At 66.7% G+C, this 24,728-nt stretch carries 21 protein-coding genes and 1 pseudogene; 9 read left to right on the top strand and 13 right to left on the bottom strand.

What is annotated here, in order from left to right; translation table 11 throughout:
• Positions 1–47: 47 nt before the first annotated feature.
• Positions 48–926 carry a LysR substrate-binding domain-containing protein gene (locus U5805_RS03570; protein WP_322102050.1) on the top strand — a complete coding sequence of 293 codons (879 nt, stop codon included), beginning with the start codon at positions 48–50 and terminating at the stop codon, positions 924–926.
• A gap of 45 nt (positions 927–971) precedes the next feature.
• Here U5805_RS03570 and U5805_RS03575 read toward each other — a convergent pair whose 3' ends face one another.
• The 4 genes from U5805_RS03575 to U5805_RS03590 all read right to left on the bottom strand — a co-directional run bounded on the left by U5805_RS03575 (position 972) and on the right by U5805_RS03590 (position 5,247).
• On the bottom strand, positions 972–1,658 hold the full coding sequence (locus tag U5805_RS03575) for a hypothetical protein (protein WP_322102051.1): 687 nt from the start codon (positions 1,656–1,658) through the stop codon (positions 972–974).
• 179 nt (positions 1,659–1,837) lie between these two features.
• Entirely contained in the window at positions 1,838–2,533 is a 696-nt protein-coding gene (hutC, locus tag U5805_RS03580; protein ID WP_322102052.1) for a histidine utilization repressor, read from the bottom strand.
• Positions 2,534–2,549: 16 nt separating this feature from the next.
• Positions 2,550–4,157, bottom strand: a complete 1,608-nt coding sequence (gene hutH / locus U5805_RS03585; protein WP_322102053.1) for a histidine ammonia-lyase — start codon at positions 4,155–4,157, stop codon at positions 2,550–2,552.
• A gap of 130 nt (positions 4,158–4,287) precedes the next feature.
• Positions 4,288–5,247, bottom strand: coding sequence for a LysR substrate-binding domain-containing protein (locus tag U5805_RS03590; protein ID WP_322102054.1), 960 nt, complete (start codon positions 5,245–5,247; stop codon positions 4,288–4,290).
• A gap of 105 nt (positions 5,248–5,352) precedes the next feature.
• Here U5805_RS03590 and U5805_RS03595 point away from each other — a divergent pair, with 105 nt between their 5' ends.
• Complete coding sequence (locus U5805_RS03595; RefSeq protein WP_322102055.1) at positions 5,353–6,255, top strand: NAD-dependent epimerase/dehydratase family protein; 903 nt, start codon at positions 5,353–5,355, stop codon at positions 6,253–6,255.
• Positions 6,256–6,587: 332 nt separating this feature from the next.
• Complete coding sequence (locus tag U5805_RS03600; RefSeq protein ID WP_322102056.1) at positions 6,588–6,770, top strand: hypothetical protein; 183 nt, start codon at positions 6,588–6,590, stop codon at positions 6,768–6,770.
• 38 nt (positions 6,771–6,808) lie between these two features.
• Here U5805_RS03600 and U5805_RS03605 read toward each other — a convergent pair whose 3' ends face one another.
• The 3 genes and pseudogenes from U5805_RS03605 to U5805_RS03615 form a co-directional block, all read right to left on the bottom strand.
• Positions 6,809–7,564, bottom strand: coding sequence for a thioredoxin family protein (locus U5805_RS03605; protein ID WP_322102057.1), 756 nt, complete (start codon positions 7,562–7,564; stop codon positions 6,809–6,811).
• A gap of 22 nt (positions 7,565–7,586) precedes the next feature.
• Positions 7,587–7,940, bottom strand: a pseudogene (locus tag U5805_RS03610) (SRPBCC family protein); the annotation flags it as partial.
• Entirely contained in the window at positions 7,925–8,395 is a 471-nt protein-coding gene (locus U5805_RS03615) for a metalloregulator ArsR/SmtB family transcription factor (RefSeq protein WP_322102059.1), read from the bottom strand. The pseudogene U5805_RS03610 and the gene U5805_RS03615, both read right to left, overlap by 16 nt.
• A 111-nt stretch (positions 8,396–8,506) precedes the next feature.
• Between U5805_RS03615 and U5805_RS03620 the strand changes: the two genes are divergently transcribed.
• On the top strand, positions 8,507–8,899 hold the full coding sequence (locus tag U5805_RS03620) for a hypothetical protein (RefSeq protein ID WP_322102060.1): 393 nt from the start codon (positions 8,507–8,509) through the stop codon (positions 8,897–8,899).
• 203 nt (positions 8,900–9,102) lie between these two features.
• On the opposite strand, the gene U5805_RS03625 is transcribed toward U5805_RS03620, so the two are convergent.
• Entirely contained in the window at positions 9,103–10,506 is a 1,404-nt protein-coding gene (locus U5805_RS03625) for an NCS2 family permease (protein WP_322102061.1), read from the bottom strand.
• 714 nt (positions 10,507–11,220) lie between these two features.
• Between U5805_RS03625 and U5805_RS03630 the strand changes: the two genes are divergently transcribed.
• Positions 11,221–12,183, top strand: a complete 963-nt coding sequence (locus tag U5805_RS03630) for a PRC-barrel domain-containing protein (RefSeq protein ID WP_322102062.1) — start codon at positions 11,221–11,223, stop codon at positions 12,181–12,183.
• A gap of 11 nt (positions 12,184–12,194) precedes the next feature.
• Positions 12,195–13,463 carry an MFS transporter gene (locus U5805_RS03635; RefSeq protein ID WP_322102063.1) on the top strand — a complete coding sequence of 423 codons (1,269 nt, stop codon included), beginning with the start codon at positions 12,195–12,197 and terminating at the stop codon, positions 13,461–13,463.
• Positions 13,464–13,829: 366 nt separating this feature from the next.
• Here U5805_RS03635 and U5805_RS03640 read toward each other — a convergent pair whose 3' ends face one another.
• Both U5805_RS03640 and U5805_RS03645 read right to left on the bottom strand, forming a co-directional pair.
• A complete protein-coding gene (locus U5805_RS03640; RefSeq protein ID WP_322102064.1) occupies positions 13,830–14,306 on the bottom strand; it encodes a DUF3331 domain-containing protein in 477 nt (158 codons plus the stop codon).
• 876 nt (positions 14,307–15,182) lie between these two features.
• A complete protein-coding gene (locus tag U5805_RS03645; RefSeq protein WP_322102065.1) occupies positions 15,183–16,091 on the bottom strand; it encodes a LysR family transcriptional regulator ArgP in 909 nt (302 codons plus the stop codon).
• 135 nt (positions 16,092–16,226) lie between these two features.
• Between U5805_RS03645 and U5805_RS03650 the strand changes: the two genes are divergently transcribed.
• Positions 16,227–16,844: a LysE/ArgO family amino acid transporter gene (locus tag U5805_RS03650; RefSeq protein ID WP_322102066.1), complete on the top strand. Its 618-nt coding sequence runs from the start codon at positions 16,227–16,229 to the stop codon at positions 16,842–16,844.
• Positions 16,845–16,871: 27 nt separating this feature from the next.
• On the opposite strand, the gene U5805_RS03655 is transcribed toward U5805_RS03650, so the two are convergent.
• The 3 genes from U5805_RS03655 to U5805_RS03665 form a co-directional block, all read right to left on the bottom strand.
• Complete coding sequence (locus tag U5805_RS03655) at positions 16,872–17,747, bottom strand: FAS1-like dehydratase domain-containing protein (protein ID WP_322102067.1); 876 nt, start codon at positions 17,745–17,747, stop codon at positions 16,872–16,874.
• A gap of 277 nt (positions 17,748–18,024) precedes the next feature.
• Positions 18,025–19,434: an MFS transporter gene (locus U5805_RS03660; RefSeq protein WP_322102068.1), complete on the bottom strand. Its 1,410-nt coding sequence runs from the start codon at positions 19,432–19,434 to the stop codon at positions 18,025–18,027.
• A 66-nt stretch (positions 19,435–19,500) separates the two neighbouring features.
• Positions 19,501–21,852, bottom strand: coding sequence for a cytochrome P450/oxidoreductase (locus tag U5805_RS03665; RefSeq protein WP_322102069.1), 2,352 nt, complete (start codon positions 21,850–21,852; stop codon positions 19,501–19,503).
• A gap of 164 nt (positions 21,853–22,016) precedes the next feature.
• On the opposite strand from U5805_RS03665, the gene U5805_RS03670 reads away from it, so the two are divergent.
• Both U5805_RS03670 and U5805_RS03675 read left to right on the top strand, forming a co-directional pair.
• Positions 22,017–22,889, top strand: a complete 873-nt coding sequence (locus U5805_RS03670; RefSeq protein ID WP_322102070.1) for an IclR family transcriptional regulator — start codon at positions 22,017–22,019, stop codon at positions 22,887–22,889.
• Positions 22,890–23,173: 284 nt separating this feature from the next.
• Positions 23,174–24,595: an NYN domain-containing protein gene (locus U5805_RS03675; RefSeq protein ID WP_322102071.1), complete on the top strand. Its 1,422-nt coding sequence runs from the start codon at positions 23,174–23,176 to the stop codon at positions 24,593–24,595.
• The last annotated feature ends 133 nt before the right edge of the window (positions 24,596–24,728 follow it).

A 24,728-nucleotide genomic window follows, 5' to 3' on the forward strand; every position in this document is an offset into this window, starting at 1 on the left:
TTATATTGAACACTTCGATCAATTTTTCTGATACCGGCCCGATTCCGATGAAAACCCTCGACCTGGACGTGCTCGCGATGGTGGTGGCCGTCGCCGATGCGGGCAGCTTCGTGCGCGGCGCGGCGCTCGTGCATCGTTCGCAGGCGGCGCTCAGCATGCAGATTCGCGCGCTCGAGGAGGCCATCGGCAAGCCGCTTTTCATTCGCGCGCCGCGCAACGTGACGCCCACGCCCGACGGCCAGACGCTCATCGCCTACGCGCGCCGCATGCTCGCGCTGCGCGACGAGGCGTGGGCTTCGCTTGCGCATCCCGAGGTGACCGGGCGCGTGTCGATCGGCGTGCCCGACGACTATGCGTCCTCGTTGATGCCGCCGGTGCTGCGCAAGTTTTCGGCGAACTGGCCGAAGGTCGAGATTCAGGTGATCGGCTTGCCGAGCAGCGCGCTCATGCCGCTTTTGAAGGACAACAAGATCGACCTCGCCTGCGTCACGCGCACGCGCGGCCTGGCCGGCGAGTTCATCCGTTTCGAGCCGATGGTGTGGGCCGCGCCGCCCAGCGCCGTGAGCGCCGCGAGCGGCCGCGAAATCTGGCGCGAGCGGCCCCTGCCGGTGGCGCTGTTCGGCGGCGGCAGCGTCGCGCACACCAACGCCATTCAGGCGCTGGAGCGCGCGAAGATCGAATATCGCACCTCGTACGAAAGCCCGAGCCTGATGGGCTTGTGCAGCATGGTGGCGGCCGGGCTCGCCGTCGCGCCGCTCGCGCGCTGCGCCGTGCCGGAGACGTTCACGACGCTCGGCAAGGCGCACGGCCTGCCCGCGCTGCCCGAACTCGAAGTGGTGCTGGCGCGTAGCGCGCGCTCGAACCGCCCGCCTTGCGACTTCCTGGCCGAGCAGATTCTCGCGGAACTGCGCGTGCAGGAGCATTGAGCTTTCGATGTGGCCGGCGGCGCTGGCCAATGCCGGCCGGCCGCGTCAGTCGTCGCCGAGCCGCGAAAGCAGCGCGTGCAAGCGCATGACATGGCGCAGCAGCAGTTCGCGATGCTTCTCGATCTGTTCGAGACGGCCTTCGAGGTCGGCGCGCACGCGCTCGTCGGGTTCGGCGTAAGCGATCACGTCGTCGATGCGCGAGCGCAGCGCGGCCGTCTCCACGGGCGGCATGTTCAGATAACGCTCGAGCTTGCGCACGTCCTGCGCGGCGAGATCGCGAATCTTGCGTATGCCCGCGAGCCGCCGGTTGGTTTCCGCCGTGGGCGGCGAAGCAAGACCCGGCGAGGACGCGCCGGGCGCCGCGCTATCGTCGCGTTTCGCGCTCGCGCCGAAGATCGGCTCGACGCGCAGCACCGGCGCCTTGCGCACCGGATGCGCCGTGCCGCGAAAGCGCGCGCGCGGCGTTTCGCTGGCGATGGCCTCGCGCGTTTCGCGAGGCACGTCGCCGCTCTCGCGCGCTGCGTCCATCCAGCCTTCGGGCAAACCGGTCACGGCCTCCACGCCGCGCACGAATTCTTCGCTGAAATCGCGCTCGCCCGAAACAATCAATTTCATGTAGCTCGCCGAGAGCGTCATCATGCGCGCGAGCCGCGTGGCCGCGCCGACTTCGCGTGTGAGCAGCGCCAGATTGGCCCGCCACACCGGCATGAGCGTGGCGTTGGAATCGTCCATTGCGGGCTCCTCCTTCGTTCGCACCCTCCGTCATCATACGGGCCGCCGTGGGGCTGCCGCGTCTGACAGGCCACGATGCGGGCGAACGAAACGTAGAGCAAGCGATGTGCCGCGCGGGCGCTTTCGTCCGGGGAAAACGCGGCGCGCGCCGTGAAAACCCGCGAAAGCGAGAAAAATGCCTAAAAATGGCCCGTAAAGCGATACCGGCTGCCCGGATGCCAGAGGTTGGCCACCGAAGCCACCTGCGCGCGCGAATGCGTGCGCCGATGCAGCACGAGGCACGGCTCGGCGTCTTTCATGCGCAGATGCGCGCGCGTGTCGGCGGCGGGCGCGAGCGCCTCGATGCGGTATTCCACGCCCTGAAGCGGCGCGACGCGCACGAGATACTGGTTCGGCGTGATGTGCGTGAAGTCCTGCAATCCGTAATCGGGCGCGACAGCGGGATTGACCCAGCGTTCTTCGAGCTGCACGGGCTCGTCGTTTTCGAAGTGGAGCACACGCGAATGGAACACGCGCTCGCTCACGCGCAAGCCCATTTCGAGCGCGAGCGGCTCGTCGGCGCTCAGTTCGCCGATATCGAGCACCTGCGCGCGGTAGACGTGGCCGCGCGCAAGGATTTCGTCGGAGATGCTGCGGATCGCCACCAGCGTCGATTCGTACTTCGGCCGCGCGACGAAGGTGCCCGCGCCCTGCACGCGCGTGAGCACCTGTTCGGCGGTCAGCTCGCGCAGCGCGCGGTTCACGGTCATGCGCGCGACCTTGAACTCGCGCGCCAGTTCGTTCTCGGAAGGCACCTGGTCGCCCTCGCTCCATTCGCCCGCGTGAATGCGCGCGAGAATGAAGTCCTTGATGCCCTGGTACGCGGGTGCGTTCATCGCGGCTTTCGCGGCATCAGCGCGCCGGCAGTCCGGCTTGCGCAGCGGCTTGCGAACCGGACTGTGCAGCGGCTTGCGAACCGGCTTGCGAACCGGCTTGCGACTCGAACGCGAACGGGCTGTGCGCCGCGATCGCGCCTTCCTGCACGAGCCGCGTGACCGCCGCGATGTCGGGAGCGAAGTAGCGGTCCAGATCGTAATGCGGCACCTGCGCGCGCACCGTTTCCGTCACGCGCGCGAGTGCGGGACTCGTGCGATGCGGCGCGCGCAGATCGACGCCTTGCGCCGCCGCGAGCAGTTCGATGGAGAGAATGTTGGCCGTGTTTTCGGCGATGTCGGCGAGCTTGCGCGCGGCGAACGTCGCCATCGACACATGGTCCTCCTGGTTCGCCGAGGTGGGCAGCGAATCCACCGAAGCCGGATGCGCGAGCGTCTTGTTCTCCGAGGCGAGCGCGGCGGCCGTGACGTGCGCGATCATGAAACCCGAGTTCACGCCGCCGTCCTTCACGAGAAACGGCGGCAGGCCCGAAAGCGTGGCGTCGATCAGCAAGGCGATGCGGCGCTCGGCCAGCGCGCCGATTTCCGCGGCGGCGAGCGCGAGATTGTCGGCGGCGAACGCGACGGGCTCCGCGTGGAAGTTGCCGCCCGACAGCACTTCGAGCGTTTCCGGGAAGATCAGCGGATTGTCGGAAACCGCGTTCGCTTCGATCAGCAACACCTGCGCCGCGTGACGCATCTGGTCCAGACACGCGCCCATCACCTGCGGCTGGCAGCGCAGCGAGTACGGGTCCTGCACCTTGCCGCAGTCGCGGTGCGAAAGGTTGATCGCCGAACCTTCCAGCAGCGCGCGATACGCGGCGGCCGCCTCGATCTGGCCGCGATGGCCGCGCAGCTCGTGAATGCGCGCGTCGAACGGATGCACCGAACCCGCCGCCGCGTCCACGCAAAGCGCGCCCGAAACCAGCGCCGTGCGATACAGGTCCTCGATCGCGAACAGGTTGTGCAGCGCGAGCGCCGTGGAAGCCTGCGTGCCGTTGAGCAGCGCGAGGCCTTCCTTCGCTTGCAGCGTGAGCGGCTTGAGGCCGGCTGCGGCCAGCCCCGCTTCGGCGCTCGCGCGCTCGCCGCGCACGAACACTTCGCCGATGCCGAGCAGCACCGCCGACATATGCGCGAGCGGCGCCAGATCGCCCGACGCGCCCACGGAACCCTTCACGGGAATCAGCGGCAGGACGTCGGCATTGAACAGCGCGACGAGCGCATCCATGACTTCGCGGCGAATGCCCGAATGGCCGCGGCCGAGGCTCGACAGCTTGAGCGCCACGAGCAGGCGCACGACCGGCAGCGCCATCGGCTCGCCCACGCCCACGGCGTGCGACAGCACGAGATTGCGTTGCAGCAGTTCGAGCTGGTCGTTCGGGATATGCGTGCTCGCGAGACGCCCGAAGCCGGTATTGATGCCGTAGGCGGGCTCGCCCTTCGCCGTGATGTCGGCCACGGCGCGCGCGCCCGCGTCGATGGCGGCGAAGCTCGCCGGATCGAGTTCCAGCCGGGTGGTTTCACGCGCGATGCGGCGCAGTTGCGGAAGGGTCAGATGGCCGGGCGTGAGACGCAGCGTGATGGGCATGGCGAGTCCTGTCTATACAAGTTTCCTGATGGGACGAAGTCTAGCCTGGCCGCCCTGTATATACAACCGCGCACGACTGGGGACTAACCATGAGCCGCCTTCCCTCGCTCGCCGGCCGTGCTTCGCGCCGTCACGGATCGAGCGCGAGACGCCCCGCGATGAACGCGAGAAAACACTGCACGCGCGCCGCCAGCGCCGCGTTGCGGTAGTAGACGGCATGCACGGGCTGGCGCTCCTCGATCAGCGCATGGTCGAGCACGGTCACGAGCCGCCCGGCCTCGCGGTCACCGACGGTGAGAAAGTCGGAAAGACACGCAACGCCGCTCGCGGCCAGCGCGAGTTGCCGGATGGTTTCGCCGCTCGACGCCGCGAGCGCGGGCTGGATCGTGTAGCCGGGCGCGTCGCTCGCCGACGAAGCCGCGGCCGGCGCGGCACCGGCATGACTTCCGCCATCGGCACGACTCTCGCGGTCCGCACGCAGGGGCCAGCGATTCAAATGCACCGGCGCGGTGAAGCCGATCAACCGATGTTCGCGCAGCGCCGCGAGCGTGCGCGGCGTGCCGTGCGCCGCCAGATACGCGGGACTCGCGACGATGCGCAACCGGCTCGTGCCGAGCGCGCGCGCATGCAGCGTGGAATCCTGCAACGCGCCGATGCGAATCGCGATATCCACGCGCTGTTCCAGCAGATCGACGATGCGCTCGTTATTGGTCAGCTCGAGCTGGATCTCGGGATACTCGCTCGCGAACTCGGCCACGTGCGGCACGATGCAATGAAGCATGAACGGCGTGGCCGCATCCACGCGCAGCCGTCCCGAAGGCCGCTCGCGATGGCGCGTGACGGCCTCTTCGGCATCTTCCATCGCCGCGAGGATCGCGCGGGCGCGCTCCAGAAATAGCTCGCCCTCCTCGGTCAGTTGCAAACGCCGCGTGGTACGCAGGATCAACGCGACGCCCAGTTGCTTTTCGAGGCGAGTGAGCGCGCGGCTCACGCCCGAAACGGTCTGCTGAAGCTTTTCGGCGGCGGCCGTGATCGACCCCGCGTCGATCACGGTGGCGAAAACGAGCAGTTCGTCGGTCGAGGTTTTCATTGTTGAGCGCGAGTCAAGATTCATTTGAGACTAGCACGCTTTTTGCAAAACCCGAATACGCCGATACTGAACGGCATCGACATTCAAACCGGATCGGGAGCAAGCATGAAAGTCTTTATTACTGGCGCGGGCGGCTTTATCGGCGGGACCATCGCGGCGCACCTCGCGCGCGCCGGCCACGAGGTGCGAGGCCTCGTGCGCCGCGCCGAACAATTCGCCGATCTCGAAGCGCTCGGCATCGCGCCCGTGCAAGGCGACCTCGACGACCGCGACGTGCTGATGCGCGAAGCGCGCGCCGCCGACGCCGTCGTCAATGCGGCGAGCAGCGATCATCGCGGCGCCGTGCAAGCGCTGCTCGACGCGCTCGAAGGCTCGGGCAAGACGCTGCTGCACACGAGCGGATCGAGCATCGTCGGCGACGCATCGGGCGGCCAGGCCACCGAGCGCATCTACTACGAGGACGCGCTGCCGGAACCGACCGCCGACAAGGCGCCGCGCGTCGCCATCGACAATCTCGTGCTTGCGGGCGCGCAGCGCGGCATCAAGAGCGCCGTGCTCTGCAACACGCTGATCTACGGCGCGGGCGCGGTGCCGGGCGCGGCGAGCGTGCAGTTGCCGCGCCTCGTCCGCCAGGCGCAAAAGAGCGGCGTCATGCGCCACGTCGGGCCGGGGCTGAACATCTGGTCGAATGTCCACGTCGACGACGTCGCCGAGCTGTATCGGCTCGCGCTGGAAAAAACGCCTGCGGGCACGTTCTATTTCGTCGAAAGCGGCGAAGCGAATTTCCGCGCGATGACCGAAGCGCTCGCCGACTTGATGGGACTTGGCGCGCCCGAGGACTGGCCGCTCGAGCAGGCGATCGAGGAATGGGGCTACGAGATGGCGTCGTACGGGCTTGGCTCGAATAGCCGTGTGCGCGGCGAGCGCGCGCGCAAGTTGCTGGGTTGGGAGCCGCGGCGCACCTCGGTTACGGCGTGGATTCGCGAGGAGATGGCGAAGCCGGCGTAGTCGCGCATTCGAACGGCGCAGGCACGCGATCTACGCTTTTCCGTGCGGTCGATAAAACCGAATGGCCGCGTAATTGCGCGGCACAAAAGCGGTTTGATAAGCGATTATCAAACCGCGTCCACAAGTGCCGCTCACGATCCCAAACCGCCATTACTTAGCAATACGAAACAAAAAGCATAAGCTCGCGCCTGGTCAGGAAAGCCACGATGACGGCGGCAACGCGCCGGCCACGCAGCGTAAGAAAATCATTAACCTATCCGTAAGGTCAGTCCGCTAGAATCCGCCCGATTGCACTACCCGCCGGCGCGACGCACGCCGGCACGGATACACCGATGCTCCTCGCGCTCAACTTCGACTGGCTGACCAATCTGCTCGCCATTTTGTTCGTCGTCGCCTGTCTCTACGACGCGCGCTTCGACGAATATGGCACGCTGACACTCGCCGCCGCCGCGATGGGCCTCATCGTGATGGCGATCGAAGTGTTGCTGCGGCCCGCGTTCGAAATGTCGCTTTAATAGCGGCGTTTTTCGCATTTTCCATCGCTTCGCCGTCGTTACGAATCGTGCCGCTCGCGCGCGCAGCACGATGACGGCCGCGCGCTTTCCTCGTAGCGGTCGTGATGGCGCACCCACTCGCGCATATCCGCTTTTTCGTTGCGGCCCTTCGCCGTGAATTCGAGCATCGCATACGTGCCGATGACCATTTCCGCGCCGCGCGCATACGCCGAATACGTGTGATAAACCGTATGCGCCGCATCGTCCGGATCGCGATAAAAAGCGCTGATGCCAGGCAGTTCGTCGCTCATGTAATCTAGCTCGGCGTAGTTGTAGACCGCCTTGCCGCGCACGCGATCGGCTTCGGAAAACGAAACGCGATAATCGAAGTTGAAGTCGCTGCCATACGACGATACCCACGGAAAATGCCAGCCCATGCGGCGCTTGAATGCCTCTATCTTCGCGAGCGGTGCGCGCGACACGGCCACGTAGGTGACGTCGTGATGTTCGAGATGCGCGAGCATGCCGTCCACATGATCCGACAGGAACGAGCAGCCCACGCAGCCCTCTTCCCAATCAGGCCCGAGCATGAAGTGATACGCGAGCAACTGGCTGCGCGGCCCGAACAGTTGCGCGAGCGTGCGCGGCCCTTGCGGCGTATCGAACGTATAGGTCTTGTCCACCTTTACCCACGGCAATGCCTGGCGCTTCGCCACCAACGCATCGCGCGCGTGCGTGAAGGCGCGTTCTTCTTCCAGCAGCGCCATGCGCGCCGCCAGCCATTCGGTCTCCGAAACAATCTCGTGCGATTCCATCGTCGATGTCTCCTTGAATGGATTAGTCGAATAGCGCGGCCAGCAAATCGAGCGCGCTCGTCCAGCCTTCGTGGTGCGCGTTGCGCGCGGCTTCGTCGAAAAAGCGTTCGTGCGTGAGCGTGAGCAAGGTCGCCGCGCCGTCCGCATGCAGCCGCACGCTCACGCGCGATTCGCGCGCGGGCGTCGTTCGCCATGCCCAGGTGAATACGAGCTTTTGCTCGCAAACGACTTCGAGGTAGGTGCCGCTCACGTCGTGCTCCGCGCCGTCCGGCGCGCGCATGACCACGCGGAAGCGGCCGCCCACGCGCACGTCGGCTTCAGCGTGAACGCAGACGTTGCCGAGCGGCTGCATCCAGCGCATCAACTGCGCCGGTTGCGTCCAGGCGGCCCAGACCCGCGCGGCGCTCGCGTCGAGACGTCTGCGGAGCGTGAGACTGGGCGCTTGCTGCTCTGTGCCGGTCGAAGCGGCTGCGCCGCTTTCGCAAGACGCTGTGCTTGCGCGTTCTGCTGCGGATTCGTCAGACATGCGTCGTCCTCCACGAAGGCGGCGAGACGATCGAGCTGCACGCTCCAGAAGCGCCGATAGTGCGCGAGCCACTGCATCGCGTCCTCCATCGGCCCTGCGGCGAGGCGGCACGCAACGGTGCGGCCCGCTTTCTCGCGCGACACGAGACCCGCCTGAGCGAGCACGTCCAGATGCTTCATCACGGCGGGCAGCGACATCGCGAACGGCTCGGCGAGTTCGCTCACCGATAGTTCGTGGTGCAAAGCGAGCCGCGAAAGCAGCGCCCGCCGCGTGGGATCGGCCAGCGCGGCGAAGGTGCGATTCAACGTCTCTTCATGCTTAACCATGCGGTTAAGCATAGGCGACGGGCTTGCGATGTCAAGCACCCGGCTAGAATGTCGGTTCCGCCTCCCGCCGCGCCGTCCGCGCTCCCGCCCATGCCGTCCAAAATTCGCAACTCGCTGCTCTGGATCTTCGACGCATTCGAGCGCGAACCGGGCTTCGTGCGCCGCGCCATGTTCGGTTGCGACGCCGCGTATGTCGACGGTCTGCTGTACCTTGTTGCCGCCGACCGCGAAGCGCCGTTCAACGGTTTGCTCGTGTGTACCTCGCGCGAGCAGCACGCGGCACTGGTCGAGCAATTGCCCGCGCTGCGCGTGCATCCCGTGCTCGGCAAATGGCTTTATGTACCGCAAGCCGATCCCGCATTCGAAGCTACGGCCGAAGCGCTCACGTCGCTCGTGCGCGCCCGCGATCCGCGTATCGGCGTGGAGCCGAAGCCGCGCAAGCGCGGCAAAAGCGGCCGTGCGAACAGCGTGCTGCCGGAATAGCGCAGCAGCAAAAAACGGCCCGCGCCGCCATGGGGCGAACGCGGGCCGCTTCGGCGACGCGGTATCAATGCACCGTCGGCGCAATTTGATCGGTGCGATTCGATCGGCGTAAGTCGTTCAGCGCAATTCGATCGGCGCAACGTGATCGACGCAATTCGATCGGCGCAACTTCCGCGCGCCGTCACAACACAATCAACGCGCCATCAAATGGCCCAGCCGCCCAGATAGAATGCCGCCAGCACCACGGCAATCGCGACCGTGCCCACGTTGAGCTTGCGCACTTCGCCGCTCACCACGCGCCCGATCACGAGCGTGCAGAAGCCGAGCATGATGCCCGTGACGATGTTGGCCGTCAGCACGATGAACACGGCGCACATGAGGCCCGCCATCGCATCGACCATGTCGGCCATGTCGAGGCGGCTCACGCTCGAAAGCATCATCAGCCCGACGTACATGAGCGCGGGCGCCGTCGCGTACGAAGGCACGAGGCCCGCGAGCGGCGCGAAGAACATGACCGCGAGAAACAGCACGCCCACCACGGCCGCGGCAAGCCCCGTCTTGGCGCCCGCCGCCACGCCCACCGTCGACTCGATGTAGGCCGCCGCCGGTGCGCCGCCGAAAAAGCCCGAGAAGATCGACGAGAGCGAATCGGCCGTGAGCGCGCGTCCGCCGTTGACGATGCGCCCGTGAGCGTCGAGTTGGCCGGCTTGCCCCGCCACCGCGCGAATCGTGCCGGTCGCGTCGAACACGGCCGTCATCACGAGTGCGAGCACGCTCGGCAGCACGGCGAGCGAAAGCGCGCCCTTGATGTCCATCGCGCCGATCAGCGAGGCATGGCCGGGCGCCGAAAGCGACGGCCACGCGAACGCGCCGCGAAAGGTCACGGCCGGGTCGATCGCAAGCCCGAGCGCCGAGATCGCGACGATCACGATCAGGATCGAGCCCGGCACGCGCCGCCGCACGAGACCAAAGATGGCCGCGAGACCGACCACCGAGAGCATCGCCGGCAGCGCGGTGATATGCCCGAGCGAAACCGGCAGGCCCGGCCCCGGATTCTTCACGACGAGGCCCACGTCGTTGGCCGCGATCAGCAACAGGAACAGCCCGATGCCGATCCCGGTGCCGTGCGCGATGCCGTGCGGCAGGTTGCGCAGAATCCACGAACGCACGCCCGTCACCGAAATCGCCGTGAACACGATGCCCATCAGGAACACGGCGCCCAGCGCGACTTCAGGCTTCAGGCCCTTGCCGAGCACGAGGCCGAACGCCGTGAAGGCCGTGAGCGAAATGGCGCAGCCGATGGCAATGGGCAGGCGCGCCCAGAGGCCCATCAACAGCGAGCCGAACGCCGTGGTCAGGCACACGGCCACGAACACCGCGCTCGTGTCGAAGCCGGCCTTGCCGAGCATGCCCGGCACGACGAACACGGAATACACCATCGCGAGAAATGTCGTGACGCCCGCGACGCTCTCCTGGCGCAACGAGCTGCCGCGCGCGGCGATGTCGAAATAACGGTCGATGAAACCCGAAGCGGCGCCGGCCGGCCGGTCGATCGGCTCGACCTCGGGAGCGACGCCGGCGAGCGGCTGCGCGTGGGGTTCGATCATGGTGAGTGCCTCCTTTATCAGCGTGCTGAAACGATTCGCCGGGCTGGCTTGGGTGGCCCGTTGGAACCGTCATCAGGTTGGTCTCGATGGGATAGGGTCGTGTCGACGCGTTGCCGGCGCCTTTGCTTTTTCAGCGGCGCTCATGGTTTTGACATCTTTTTATGAATTGGACGAAGGTTAGGCGAACCCGCCGGCCCCTCCCATCGCGCGAAACGCATTGAGGTCATGCCGCGATCCTTATATGCCCGCTGACAGTGCGCCGCGCGAAAGCGGCTTGCGCGTTTACACCTGGACGCGCTCGCGCGGTTCCGTGCCGGTTTCGTGCCCCGTCCGCGCCCTGTTCGCGCCCTGTCCGTGCCCTGTCCGTGCCCTGTTCGTGCCCTGTTCGTGCCCTGTTCGTTCCGATATATGCCGATACGTATCGACACGCGCCGCCCGAAACATCGCGTTCGCGAAGAAAGCATGTACGGCGCTTGCGCGCCATGACGCCGGCCACGAGGCCCGATGTGTCGCTCGAAGCGGCGCGCTCACGCGGATTGGCGGCGTGCGCGGGTTACACTCTCGCATCCCGATCCGTCCGACCTTCGCCCGCGCCTGCGCCGCGCGGGACGCTCCAAGGAGTTCCTGTCGATGAGAGGCGCTTTTTCCCGCCCTTCGCGTTCCGCCCAGTCTGCCGCCCACTTTGCTCGCTTCGCCGTCCCGCGCCCGTATGCGTTGATCCTGCTTTCGCTGGTCGCGCTCTCGGGATGCAGCCTGTTTCGCCCGGCGCCGCCGCCCGAACCCGAGGTGACGGTCGAACCCGAACCGGAACCGGCGGCGAGCGAACCCGAAGCCGCTTCCGCGCCGGAAGCCGCGAGCGAGCCGGAGCCCGCGAGCGGCGTGAAGCCCGCGCCGCGCAAGCCGCGCCCGGCGCCGGTGCGGCGCCGCCGTCCCGCGCCGCCGCCGCCCGCGCCCGCGAGCGCGCCGCCGGCGCCCGCACCCGCCCCGCTCGTGCAGACCCATACGATCGAGCGCGGCGCATTTCGCACGCTGCTCGACGGCGAAGTGCAGAAAACCGACGGCAAGGTGGTCGGCCGCGCCGTCGACATGGTGGCCGGACCTGGCGGCAAACCCGCCGAAGTGGTCGTGAACCTGCAAGGCTTCATGGGCGTAGGCGACCGCAAGGCCAATTTCCCGTGGAGCGGCGTGCGCGTGAACCTTCAGCCCAAAACGCCCGCGCTCACGCTCGCGCTGCCGCCCAGCCAGCTTCAGGTTCCCGAGCGCCAGCAGCCGGCCGCGCCCGAGGCGAGCGCCACGCGCCTGCCGATGATCGACGCCACCGTGGAGCGCGCGAACGGCGCCAAGATCGGCCGCGTGGTCGACGTGCTGCTCGACGGCAGCGCCGACCCGCTCGCCGTGGTGCTCGACGTGAGCGGCACGCTCGAAAAACGTCATACGATTGCCGCCGACTGGTCCGCGCTGCACTTCGTCACGAAGAACAACACGCTCGCCGCGCAGCTCGACATGTCGGACCAGCAGGTGGACGCCTCGCCGCCCTACGCCGCCGAGCAGCCCGTGCGCGCCGTTTCGCCGAGCGCGCCGAATGCGCCGAACGCCCCGAACGCGCCGGCCGCCCCGAGCGCTGCATCGGCCGCACCCGCCGCCACGGCTTCGGCTCCCGCGCACGGTGCCAAATGACGGTTAGCGCGATGCAACAACCGAACCCCAGCCAGCGCAGCGTTCGCGCGCTCGACTGGCTCAACTTTTTCGTGGCGAACGTGCAAACGGGCTTCGGGCCGTTCATCGCCTCGTATCTGGCTTCGCACAAGTGGACACAGGGCGAGATCGGCCTCGCGCTTTCCGTCGGCACGATCAGCGCGATGGTGAGCCAGGTGCCGGGCGGCGCGGCCGTCGACGCGCTGCATAACAAGAAAGCCGCCGCCGCGTGGGCGATCGTGGCCATCATCGCCTCGGCCATGCTGCTCGCCGTGAGCCCGACTGTCATTCCGGTGATGGCCGCCGAGGTGTTCCACGGCTTCGCGAGCTGCATGCTCGTGCCGGCGATGGCGGCGCTCGCGCTCGCGCTGGTGGGCCGCCAGAATCTCGGCGACCGGCTCGGCCGCAACGCGCGCTGGGCGTCGATCGGCAGCGCCGTGGCCGCGGGCCTGATGGGCTTGTGCGGCGAGTACGTTTCGCCGCGCGCCGTGTTCTGGCTCACGGCCGCGCTCGCGATGCCCGCGCTCGTGGCGCTCGCGATGATCGAGTACGACCGCCACGCCGCGCGCGGCGCGGGGGCGGCGCGCAACTCCGCCGCGCCCGCGAAAGGCGCCGCGCCGGCCGGCCTGCCGGACGAACCGCGCGAAACGATCTTCGACCTGCTGCGCGACAGACGCATGCTGTGCTTCGCCGCCTGCGTGATCCTGTTCCACCTCTCGAACGCGGCCATGCTCAACCTCGCCGCCGGCGAAGTCACGGCGGGCATGGGCGACAACGTTCAACTCGTCATCGCGGCCTGCATCATCGTGCCGCAGGCAATCGTCGCGCTGATGTCGCCGTGGGTCGGCCGCACCGCCCAGGCGTGGGGCCGCCGGCCCGTGCTGATCCTCGGCTTTTCGGCGCTGCCGGTGCGGGCGCTGTTGTTCGCGGCGGTCGGCAACCCGTACTTCCTCGTGCCGGTGCAGATGCTCGACGGGCTTTCAGCGGCCGTGTTCGGCGTGATGCTGCCGCTGATCGCCGCCGACGTGGCGGGCGGCAAAGGCCGCTACAACCTGTGTATCGGGCTGTTCGGGCTTTCGGCGGGCATTGGCGCGACGCTCTCCACGGCGCTGGCCGGCTTTATCGCCGATCACTTCGGCAACACGGTCAGCTTCCTTGGCCTCGCGAGCGCGGGCGCGGCCGCCGTGGTGCTGGTGTGGCTCGCGATGCCGGAAACGCGCGACGCAATGGAGGAAGAAAACGCCCACGACGCGAAGGTGTAAGCGCGATACGGGCGGTTGCCCCGCGCGGCGCGTCAGGCGCGGCGCGGGGGCATCGGATTCAGCGGGCGCAGCGTTGCCGCACCGATGATTAGGGGTACGAAGTACAGTGCGGCGTGTGGGACACGGCGTGGCCGCCCGAACCGCTTGCGCTCGCGGTGCAAAACGGGTGCAAAACAGGCACAAACAGACCCAACCGGCGCGCAGGCCAGCCACGATGCGCGCCAAAAAGCGCGGCCACGGCGCTGCGCCGGAGTCGTCGCGCAAGACAAAACCGGCGCCTCGCGAGGCGCCGGTTGCTACACCATCCACTCTGATTGCCTGCCGTAGAAACCACGGCAACATTGCCGGGAAACCATCGCGCCAACTTCAGGCGGCCAGCGCCTCGTCGAGACGCGCGGCCATGACGCCGTTCGGCAGGTTGTCGAGCTTGCTTGCCAGGATCATCGCGTCGGCATTGGCCGGGCGATGGCGGCGGTTCGGGCTCGGCCGGAACACGGCGTCGCCGCGGCGGATTTTCTCCCCGGTGAGCGCGCACACGGCGCTGCGGCGCGCGGTGCACACGCGCCACAACTGGTCGGAATAGCGGCCATAGGTGGCGTCGCTCCAGCATACGGTGATGCTGTCCGGATCATGCCGCCGGATCAAGGTGATGCCCTGCGCATCCCACGAGCGTACGGTCGCGCGGCGCCGGTTGGCCGCCTCCGATGCGCCGCGCGTGATGGGTACCGGTTTGCAGCTTCTGCCGACGCCTTCGAATTCGCCGTCCAGGCTGAACGGCTCGGACGCGGCGGATAGAAGATCAATGGTTTGTTGCCAAACGCTGCCGGTATCTAATTTCGTCATAATGCACCTCGTGCATGCGGAAACGATTCAAATATGCCGGTCGAATAAGCACTCTGCCACGTCCGGATTATAGCGTGTCCAACTCGCGATCCACAGGAAAAACATAATTTTCACACGATAATGCCGGATGCAAAATATCGGCGGCGACCACCCATTGCTTTCGCGCAATGCTATCTATATTGGTTTCTTTACATGCGAAACGTTTGCCGATTCGAGGATACTCAACGCCGCAAGTGGAAAATTTAACCGCCATCGCGCATCAACGGAAGCCCAAAGCGCAACCGCGCGATTATGGAGTTGCCCGGTACAACGCCGCTTGCGCGCCCTCGGGCGACCGCAGGGCGGCTCCGCCGGCGGACTTACGGCTATCGGCGTGCAACGGATTCGATCCTTACATTCTTGCGCGACACAAGTCATCAAATAAAACGCGGAGCGGCTTTTCGGTACCGGCCTGTCCCGTCTATTCACGTACGAAAACGTCAGTCTATTGACAGGTAAAGCCGGCTTGCTCCAGTCAGCGATCCGGGATCTGATTTTTCATAAAATTTCACAATTTGAAAAGCGATTAACAAAATCTGAAATGATCTGAAATTGTCTGAATAGCATGGCGGAAATCGCCGAATCCGCACTTGAAACACCCATGAAACACGCTTGAATCGTCCTTTACCGCCCTATCCGCCGGGCTTTTGCGGCCGCTTGCGTTTTACGCATACGAATGCGCATCGCGCGGCCGTCCACGCCTGCCAATGCGCATGTTGCCAGTCGTGTCGCGCACTCAACCCGCACTCAACCCGCACTAAACCGCCATTGAATAGACCGATAAAGGCAAACGAATGACGAACGCGATTCGCGCACGGGAAGAGGCGCCCGGCAGCCTCAGCCGCCGCGCCCCTGATCGAGGAATTCGCCCGCGCGCCGCTTGAGCATCGCGCCGAAATCGTCGAGCCAGCCGATGGAAAGCCGCCAACTCTGCCAGTACAACTCGACGTCGAGCGCGCGGCCCGGCGTGAGTTCGACGAGTTCGCCGTCCGCCAGATGCGGCACGATCATGCGCTCGGGGCACATGCCCCAGCCGAGCCCGCTCACGCAGCAGCGCAAAAAGCCCGCAACGTGCGGAATCCAGTGCAGCGGCGCGTCGACCTGCGCGCGCGTGATGCGGCGGATAAAGCGCTTTTGCAACTGATCCTTGGGATTGAATTCGACGCACGGCGCGAGCCGCAGCGAATCGCGCGTGACGCCCTGCGCGAAATAGCGTTCGAAAAAAGCGGGCGAGCACACCGCGAGATAACGCATGCGCCCGAGGCGCGACGAGCGGCAACCCTGCACCGGCTCGGCCTGCGTGGTGACGGCGCCCTGCACGCTGCCGTCGCGCATGCGTTGCGCCGTGTGGTCCTGATCGTCGATCACGAGATCGAGCAGGATGCCGCGCTCCACGCAGAAGTCCGCCACGGCGTCGACGAACCAGGTGCCCACGCTGTCATCGTTTACCGCCACGCGCAGCGTCGGCCGCACCATGTCCACGGCTTCGGCGAAAGCCGGCATTGCGCCGCCCAACTCGGCTTCGAGCAATTGCACGCGCTCGGTGTGACGGCACAGCAGCGCGCCCGCCGCCGTCGCCACGCAGGGCTGGCCGCGCTTGACGAGCACCGTGCCCACGCGCTCCTCCAGCAGCTTCACGCGCTGCGAAACCGCCGAAGGCGTGACGTTGAGCGCACCCGCGGCGCGGTCGAACGATCCGTGGCGCACGACCGCGCCGAGCGCGTCGAGCAACGCGTAGTCGAGCATTAGCGTTCCTTAATCCAGTTAAAGAAAATGAGCTTTGCTAAACCTGCTCATCGCGGCAGACTAACGCCGTTTCCCGCTGATGTCCACGCCGCCCTCGAAGCGCGGCGCATCGCGCTCTCTTTTCTCGTATCGCTCATGAACTGGCTCGCCTTCACCCATGGCGCGGCGCTTTGCGCTTCGCTCATCGTCACCATCGGCGCGCAGAACGCCTTCGTTTTGCGTCAGGGCATCTTGCGCTCGCATATCGGCAAGATCGTCGTGCTGTGCGCGCTCTCCGATTTCATCCTGATCGGCCTGGGCGTGGGCGGCGCTTCGGCGCTGGTCGAACGCTATCCGACCTTCGTGCATGTCGTGCTGTACGCGGGCCTGGCATGGCTCGTATGGTTCGGCATCGGCGCGCTGCGCCGCGCAATGCGCCCCGCGCACGCCGTGCTCGACAGCGGCGCCGCGCAAGCCGTCGCCGATCAGCGCGCATGGCCGATCGTCCTCATGACGCTCGCGTTCACGTGGCTCAATCCGCATGTGTATCTGGATACGTTCCTGCTGATCGGCACGGCGGGCGCGCGTGAGCCGCAAGGCAGCCGCCTCGCGTTCGCGGTCGGTGCGATGGCCGTGAGCGCCGTGTGGTTTCTCGGCCTCGGCTACGGCGCGCGCGCGCTGGCACCGCTGTTTCGCCGCGCGGGCGCGTGGCGCGTGCTCGACGGCGCTATCGGCGGCATGGTGTTGCTGATTGCGTTCGCTCAGTTGCGGTGATGTCGCGGCGACGATTCCATTGCGGATTCACGCATCGAACGTCGCGGTGGCCTGCATCGTCAGCCAGCCTTCGTGATCCTTCGCCCACAGTTCGACGGCGCGCCCGTCCGCGGCGCGCTTGCCGCATAGCGTGAACGCGCGGCCCGCGAACGTGGGCCGCACCGCGCGATACGCGAAGGTCGCGACCGTGGCTTCGGGCGCCTCGCGATGCACGAGATCGAGCAGCAAGGTCGCGATGAGCGGCCCATGCACGACGAGACCCGGATAGCCCTCCTCCTGCGTCACGTACGGATAGTCGTAGTGAATGCGATGACTGTTGAACGTGAGCGCGGAATAGCGGAACAGCATCACGGCGTCGGCGCTCAGCGTGCGCGACCACGTTTCGCCCTGCGGCGCGGCAACGGGCTTCGGTGCGCTCGCGCCAGGCTGCGGCGCATCGCGATAGACGATGTCGTGCTCTTCCTCGATGCACAACTCGCCCTCGCTTTCATAGCGATGCTGCACGGTCACGAACACGAGACGCCCGCTGCGGCCGGTCTTGTCCTCGATATCGGCGATCGTCGAACTACGCGTGGCGTTCCGGCCCGCACGCAGCGGCGCATGAAAACTGAGGCGGCCGCCCGCCCACATGCGGCGCGGCAGCGCGACGGGCGGCAGAAAACCGCCGGGCTTGCCGAGTTGGGGATGACCGTCCGCGCCCGCTTCGGCAAGCGGCGTCACGGGCAAAAAGTAAAGCCAGTGCCATAGCGGCGGCACCTCGTTCGCGGGCGCTTCGCGATCGAGCGTGGCCGCGAGCGCACGTAGCGGAAACGCGGTGATCGCGTCGGCGATCGTTTCAGTCTTGTCGATCCATGCGCGCAGCGCAGGCGTGGGCGTGAGCGTGGGCGTCGGCGTTTCCGGCATCGGAGTTCTCCATTGAATGCTCCCATGCTACGCCCGATTCGCGCCGCGTTGCGGCCCACGCGCAGCCACGGCGGCAAGCGAAAAAGATCAAGACGAAAAACGTCTCGATCTTTTTTCACGCCGATTCGCGGGTTATCGCGCTACGTTCACACGCCGGCGCGAGGTGGGCGCGGCACGGTCCGCGCAACGAGCGGCCTCACCGAGCCAGGCCGCGCCATCGCCATGTCCGTGTTTGCGCCGGCCCGCAAGCGCCGCGCGGCGCAGCCGTTCGCGCCAGTCACTCCACCTGCGCCGCCGCACGCTCGCCTCCCGCCACGCCGCTGGAATGGCCGGAGCCGCTGGAGCCGCCACGGGCATCGCGACCGCCCTGCGCCCGATGAATCGCGACGATGCCGGCGAGCGACACGCCGGCCGGCACGGCCGCCGCCGCGAACAACGACGACGACGACCATTGCAGATGCATCAGCGCGCCGCCCAGCACCGGACCCACGACGGAGCCGATACGTCCCACGCCCAGGCTCCAGCCGATGCCCGTCGAGCGCAGCGAAGTCGGATAGTAAGTCGCGGCGAGCGCATTGAGCGCGGGCTGTCCGCCGATGATCGAAAAGCCCGTGAGAAAGATCGCGACGAACATCGCCGCCACCGACACCATCACCGCCGGATTGCCGATGGCCGCCGTTGCCGCGATGGCGATCAGGAACGTCGTGGCCAGCACACGCGTGAAGCCCGCGATGTCGATGATGCGCCCGAGCAGCAGCGTGCCGATCACGCCGCCTCCCCACAGCGCCGTGCCCGCGAGCACCGCCGTCTGCGTCGAGTAACCGGCCTCGCGTATCACGGTCGGCAACCAGTTCGAGAGGAAATACATATCAAGCAGATTCGCGAAATTCACGACCCACAGCAGCAGCGTGACGCGCGCCCGGCCTTCCTTGAACAACTCGACGAACGGCACGCCGCGCGAGCGCGTTTCGGCGGTCGTGAATTCGGCGTCGGCGGGCAGTGCAAGCGTGGGCGCGATGCGCGAGAGATGGCGTCGCACGCGTTCGTTCGCGCCGCCGCGAACGTTGCGAAACAGCAGGAACTGGATCGACTCGGGCAGCGCGAGCCACATCAGCACGCCGAGCACGAGCGGAATCGCGCCGCCGACGAAGAACACCGCCCGCCATCCGAACGCCGGAATCAGCGCCGCCGTGATGAGGCCGCCCAGCACGCCGCCCAGCGTAAAGCCGCACGAGACGATCATCATGAGCGTCACGCGCATGCGGCGCGGGCTGTACTCGCCCGCGAGCGCCATGGCGTTCGGCATGATGCAGCCGAGGCCGAGGCCCGCAACGAAGCGCCACGCCACGAGTTCCGCGATCGAATGCGCGAAGCCGGTGGCGATCATGCACGCCGAGAAAAACAGCGTCGCGCCGATCAGCACCGGGCGGCGGCCGATCTTGTCCGCGAGCGCGCTGAACGTGAGCGAGCCCACGAGCATGCCGAACAGCCCCGCGCCGAATACGGGCGCGAGCGTTTCCTTCGCGATGCTCCATTCGCGTATCACGACGGGCGCGACATAACCCATCGCCTGCACGTCGAAGCCATCCATCACGAGGCACAGCGCGCATAGCACCACCACGAGCCATTGCCACGGGCCGAACCGGCTTGCGTCGATGACGCCGGTGACCTCCACCGTTTGTTTCATGCTTGTCTCCAGATCCTGTTTTATGGTCTTTTTATGATTTTCCGCGCACGCCGCCGGGTTCGCGCGCTACAACTCCAGCACGAGCCGGCCGCACTTCGCGCGCGAGCAGCACGTCATCATGCGCGATTGCGTTTCGCGTTCCGCGCGCGTGAGCACCACGTCGCGATGATCGATCTCGCCGGCGAGCACCCGCACTTCGCACGATCCGCACAACCCTTCTTCGCAATCGCTTTGCACGTCGATATTGGCGCGGCGCAGCGCGTCGAGCACGGTTTGATCGGCGGCCACGTTGAGCACAAGGCCGGAATCCTTCAATTCGACTTCGAACGCACGCTCCCGCGCGGGGTCGAGCGTGCCGCGCGTGGCGGCGAAATGTTCGACGCGCAACGCATCGTCGGGCCAGTTCGCGCTGCACGCTTCGAGCGCTTCGAGCATGCGCGCCGGCCCGCACGCATACACGCGCGTGGCGGCATCCACGTTCAACGCGGCGAAGTCGTGGCGCGTGCCTTCTTCGGACACATGCAGATGAAAATGCTCGCCATGCAGCCGCGCGAGTTCGTCGACGAAAGCCATCGTGGCGCGCGAGCGACCGCTGTAATGCAATTCATAGTGGATGCCGAGTTCGCGCGCGCGGCGCGCCATCGCGCTCACCGGCGTAATGCCGATGCCGCCCGCGATGAAAATCGCGCGCTGCCCTTCCTCGTCGAGCCGAAAATGATTGCGCGGCCCGCGAATCTTCAGGCGCATGCCTTCGCGCAGCACGTCGTGGACCCACGCCGAGCCGCCGCGGCCTTGCGTTTCGCGCAGCACGGCAATTTCGAACGCGCGCGTATCGGCAGGGTCGCCGCATAGCGAATACTGGCGCGAGAGACCCGTGTCGCCACATTCGATGTCGATATGCGCGCCCGGCGCCCAGCGCGGCAGCGCCCCGCCGTCGGGCGCAACCAGACGCAGACGCACGATGCCCTCGGCGGCGCGCGACACGCGCTCCACCACGACCGGGCGCGAAAGCGCATGCGCGGAAGGCTCGCCGATGCGCACCGGCACCTGCGCGTCGAGCAGCGCCGCATGCTTGCGCTCGGGATTTTGCGCCGCATCCCATTCGACGTGGAGATGTTCAGGACCACGAAACGAGGTGTTCGGCACATACGAAAAGCGTTGCTCGGCAAGACGCATATGCGGCAAGCGGCGCGTGAATTCCTCGAGGAAAATCTGCATCTCCATGCGCGCGAGGTTCTTGCCCATGCACTGATGCGAGCCGTAGCCGAACGTGACGTGATCGCTTGCGTTGTCGCGGCGAATGTCGAAGAGATCGGCGTCGGCAAAATGGCGTTCGTCGTGATTCGCCGACGACGTCACGATCAGCAGTTTCGACCCCGCCGGAATGTCCACGCCGCCGATCTGCACGTCCTTCGTCGCGAGCCGCCGCCACGCCGCCACGGAACCGTTGTGGCGCAGGCACTCTTCCACCGCGTTCGGAATCAGGCTCGGGTCTTCGCAAAGCTCGCGCCACGCATGCGGATGCTGCAACAGCAGCTTCATCGCGTTGGCGGTGGCATTGGCCGTGGTCTCGTGCGCGGCCACGATGCCGGCCATCATCATCGAATGCAGATAGGAGTCCGTAACGACTTCGGGATGTTCCTTCTGCTTGCGGATGCCGTACTGCATCCAGCCGGGGCCGTCGGGGTTCTGGCGCATCTTGTCGAGCACCTTGCCCGCGAACTGCCAGAAGTTGCCGACCGCGTGCGCGACGGCGACCTGCTCCTGCGGGCCCGGACGCCCCCACGTATTGACCGTGTGCGCGATCGAATACTGGCGCAGCAAGTCCATGTCTTCCTCAGGCACGCCGAGAAAATGCAGCGCCACGGTGAGCGGCACTTCCCACAGCATCTGGTCGACGAGATCGGCGCGGCCGTCGTCGATGAAACGGTCCACGTATTCGCGCGTGAGCCTGCGCACCATCGGCTCGTGATGCTTGAGATGCTCGGGCGTGAAAGGCTCCATCAGCGCGCGGCGGCGCGGCATGTGCGCGGGCTCGTCTTCGTTCACGAGCGTGCGGTTCATCGCGTAACCGTACGACTCCAGCACGGCGTTCGCCTCGGGGCCCGTGGGCGTGATCTTTTCCAGCGCGATGGACGGCGAGAACGTGAGGTTGTCGCGAAAGATCGCCTTGATGTCGTCGTAGCGCGTGACGACCCAGTAGCCGAGTTGCGGACTGTAGAACACCGGCTCCTGCTCGCGCGCCCAGCGCACGTATTCGGGCGGGTCCTGCTGATAGCCGTCGCTGAACGGATCGAAAGCCGCCGCGTTGGCGCTCACCGGGCAGCGCGCGGCCGTGGGCGCGCTCGAAGCCGCGCCGTGCGGGAACGGGCAGCGCGGCGCCGCGCTCTCGCTCGTTTGCGGGGAAATCGGGCTCATGAGTGTCTCCTGCAATCGGTTCGCAGTTGCATTTTGCGTAACTCTAGTACGCTATGCGTAATTTCGAGATAGGGGTTAACCTCACGCTGCATCGCGCCGCCGCGGCGCACATGCGTCCCCTAAAATCCCCGCTATTGCCTTCGATACGTTTGCACGTCGCCCCAATGGAAAGCCGCAAAACCGCTAGAAGCGCCGCCTCGAAGAAGGAAACGCCTGCACGCGACGCCGACGCGGGCGCCGTCGCCACCGCCCCCCGCGAGCGCCGCCAGCGCGTGCAGTCGGCGCAAACGGGCATGGCCGTGCTCAAGGGTCTCGCGCGCCTTGGCGGCCGCGCAAGCTTGTCGGGGCTGGCCGCGAGCGTGGGCGAAAGTCCCGCGAAGGTACACCGCTATCTCGTGAGCCTGATCGAGGAAGGACTCGTCGCGCAGGACCCCTCCACGCAGCAATATCTGCTCGGGGCGGAGGCGATGATGATCGGCGTGGCCGCAATGCGCCAGGCCGATCCCGTGCGCATTGCCGAACCCGCGCTCGTGCGTCTGCGCGAGTCGCTTGAAGTGACGTGCTTCGTCGCGGTGATGGGCAACAAGGGGCCGACGATCATCCGTTTCGAGGAGCCGGGCCTGCCGGTCACGGTGAACGTGCGCGTGGGCTCGGTGATGTCGCTGCTTTGGTCGTCCACGGGACGCGTGTTTCTCGGGCTGCTCGACGACACGCGCGTGCTCGGACAAGCCCAGGACGAACTCGCCCACGCCGACGCCGACCTGCGCCGCACGCTCGATGCCAACGATCCTGTCGGCGCGCTTCGGCGCGACGTGCAGGCCGCGCAATGCGCGAGCGTGCGCGACACGAACCTCAAGGGCATCAGCGCCGTGTCGGCCCCGATCTTCGATCAAACGGGCAAGCTTTGCGCCGCCCTCACCGCGCTCGGCGCCTCGGGCGGCTTCGATGCTTCCCCGGACGGACCGGTCGGCCAGGCGCTGCGCGCCGAAGCGGCCACGGCAAGCCGCCTGCTCGGCTATCTCAAGCGCGCCGATTAGTTCGGCATGCTTAGCGTTTTGCCGTCGCGTTCGAAGCGGTCGTACGACGATCTCCTTCGTCAAACGATATGAAAGCGCGGCGCGAGGCTTGCGAAACGAAAATGACAGCTTCATGGCAATGAAGGCGGTTCACGGCCGCTCGTTCGCAAGCCGCCCTCGCGTGAAATGATCGCGCCCGCCACGCCGCACGCCCCGCGCCGCTCGCCGGTTCGCCGAATCGGCGCTCGCGCCCGCGCAACCGGCTATCATGTGCGTTGGTACAGCAGATGGAACGAACGAATCACATGGCCTCCCCACAAGAAAACGTCAGCATGGCGGTGTTCTGCGACTTCGAGAACGTTGCGCTCGGCGTGCGCGACGCGAAATTCGACCGCTTCGATATTCAGCTCGTGCTCGAGCGGCTGCTGCTCAAGGGCAGCATCGTCGTGAAGAAAGCGTACTGCGACTGGGAACGCTACAAGGGCTTCAAGGCGGGCATGCACGAAGCGAGTTTCGAACTCATCGAAATTCCGCACGTGCGCCAGTCGGGCAAGAATTCCGCCGACATTCGCCTTGTCGTCGACGCGCTCGATCTGTGCTACACGAAATCGCATGTCGACACCTTCGTGATCGTGAGCGGCGACTCCGATTTTTCGCCGCTCGTCTCCAAGCTGCGTGAGAACGCGAAGAAAGTGATCGGCGTGGGCGTGAAGCACTCGACCTCGGATCTGCTCGTGGCGAACTGCGACGAGTTCATCTTTTATGACGATCTCGTGCGCGAACTCGTGCGCGAGCAGCAGGCGCGCGCAAAGAGCAAGGCCGAGAGCGCGAAGCGCGGCGGCGACGAACGCCAGCCGAAGCAGGACAGCGAGGAACGCAAGAGCAAGGCCGTGGCGCTCGCGATCGAAACGCTCGATGCGCTCGTGCTCGAACGCGGCGAGAGCGGCAAAATCTGGGCTTCGGTGCTCAAGAGCGCGATCAAGCGGCGCCGCCCCGACTTCAACGAAACGCGCTACGGCTTTCGCGCGTTCGGCAATCTGCTCGAGGAAGCGCAGTCGCGCGGGCTGCTCGAAGTGGGCCGCGACGATAAATCGGGCACCTGGGTGTCACGCCTGAATCCGCCGCCGTTCGTGGCGGCGGCGAATACGTCGCATGCGTCCTTGCCAGCGATGCCGGGCGAAGAGTCGCACGCGCCGCGTAACGACGAGCCGCGCGGCCGACGCAAGGGCCGCCGCAACGGCCGTGGCGGCGCGGCGCAGGAAGCGCACGAGGGGCACGAGGGACAGGAAGCACGCGAGTTGCAGCCGGAAACCTCGGCCGAGGCTCAGCACGAGATCGCGTTCGAACCCGCAGAAGCGCCAGCGCGCGTGTACGACGCCGAATACGAGGAAAGCGCGCACGAAACGACGCTGCCTTTTGCCCGCGAAGACTTCGACGAAAGCGAGGCGCACACGACGTCGCGGGCAACGAATGATGCCGCCGACCCCGACTTCGCGCCGCCCGCACGCGCGCGCAAGTCCGCTTCCCGCAAGAGCCCGGCGCGCAAGAGAACCGCGCAGAAGGAAAAGAGCGAGCAGAACGACAGCCAGAACGCCGCGCCCGCCGACCACGAAGCGACGCCCGCGCCCTTGGCCGAAGCGCCCGCCGAGCCCGCATCAAAAGCACCGGCCGCGAAGAAAACACGCGCACGACGCCCGCGCAGCAAACCGGCCAGCGACGCGAGCTGAGCGCGTCACTCGCCGAACGGATTCGACGGGCGCCGGCGCGGCGCGCTCCCGCCCGCGTCTTGCGCGGGCTTTGCCGCTTCGCCGAACGGGTCGGCCTTGCCCGCCGGCTTTGCGTCGCCGGCGTCGCCGAACG

Source organism: Paraburkholderia sp. J41 (assembly GCF_905220235.1).
GTDB lineage: Bacteria > Pseudomonadota > Gammaproteobacteria > Burkholderiales > Burkholderiaceae > Paraburkholderia.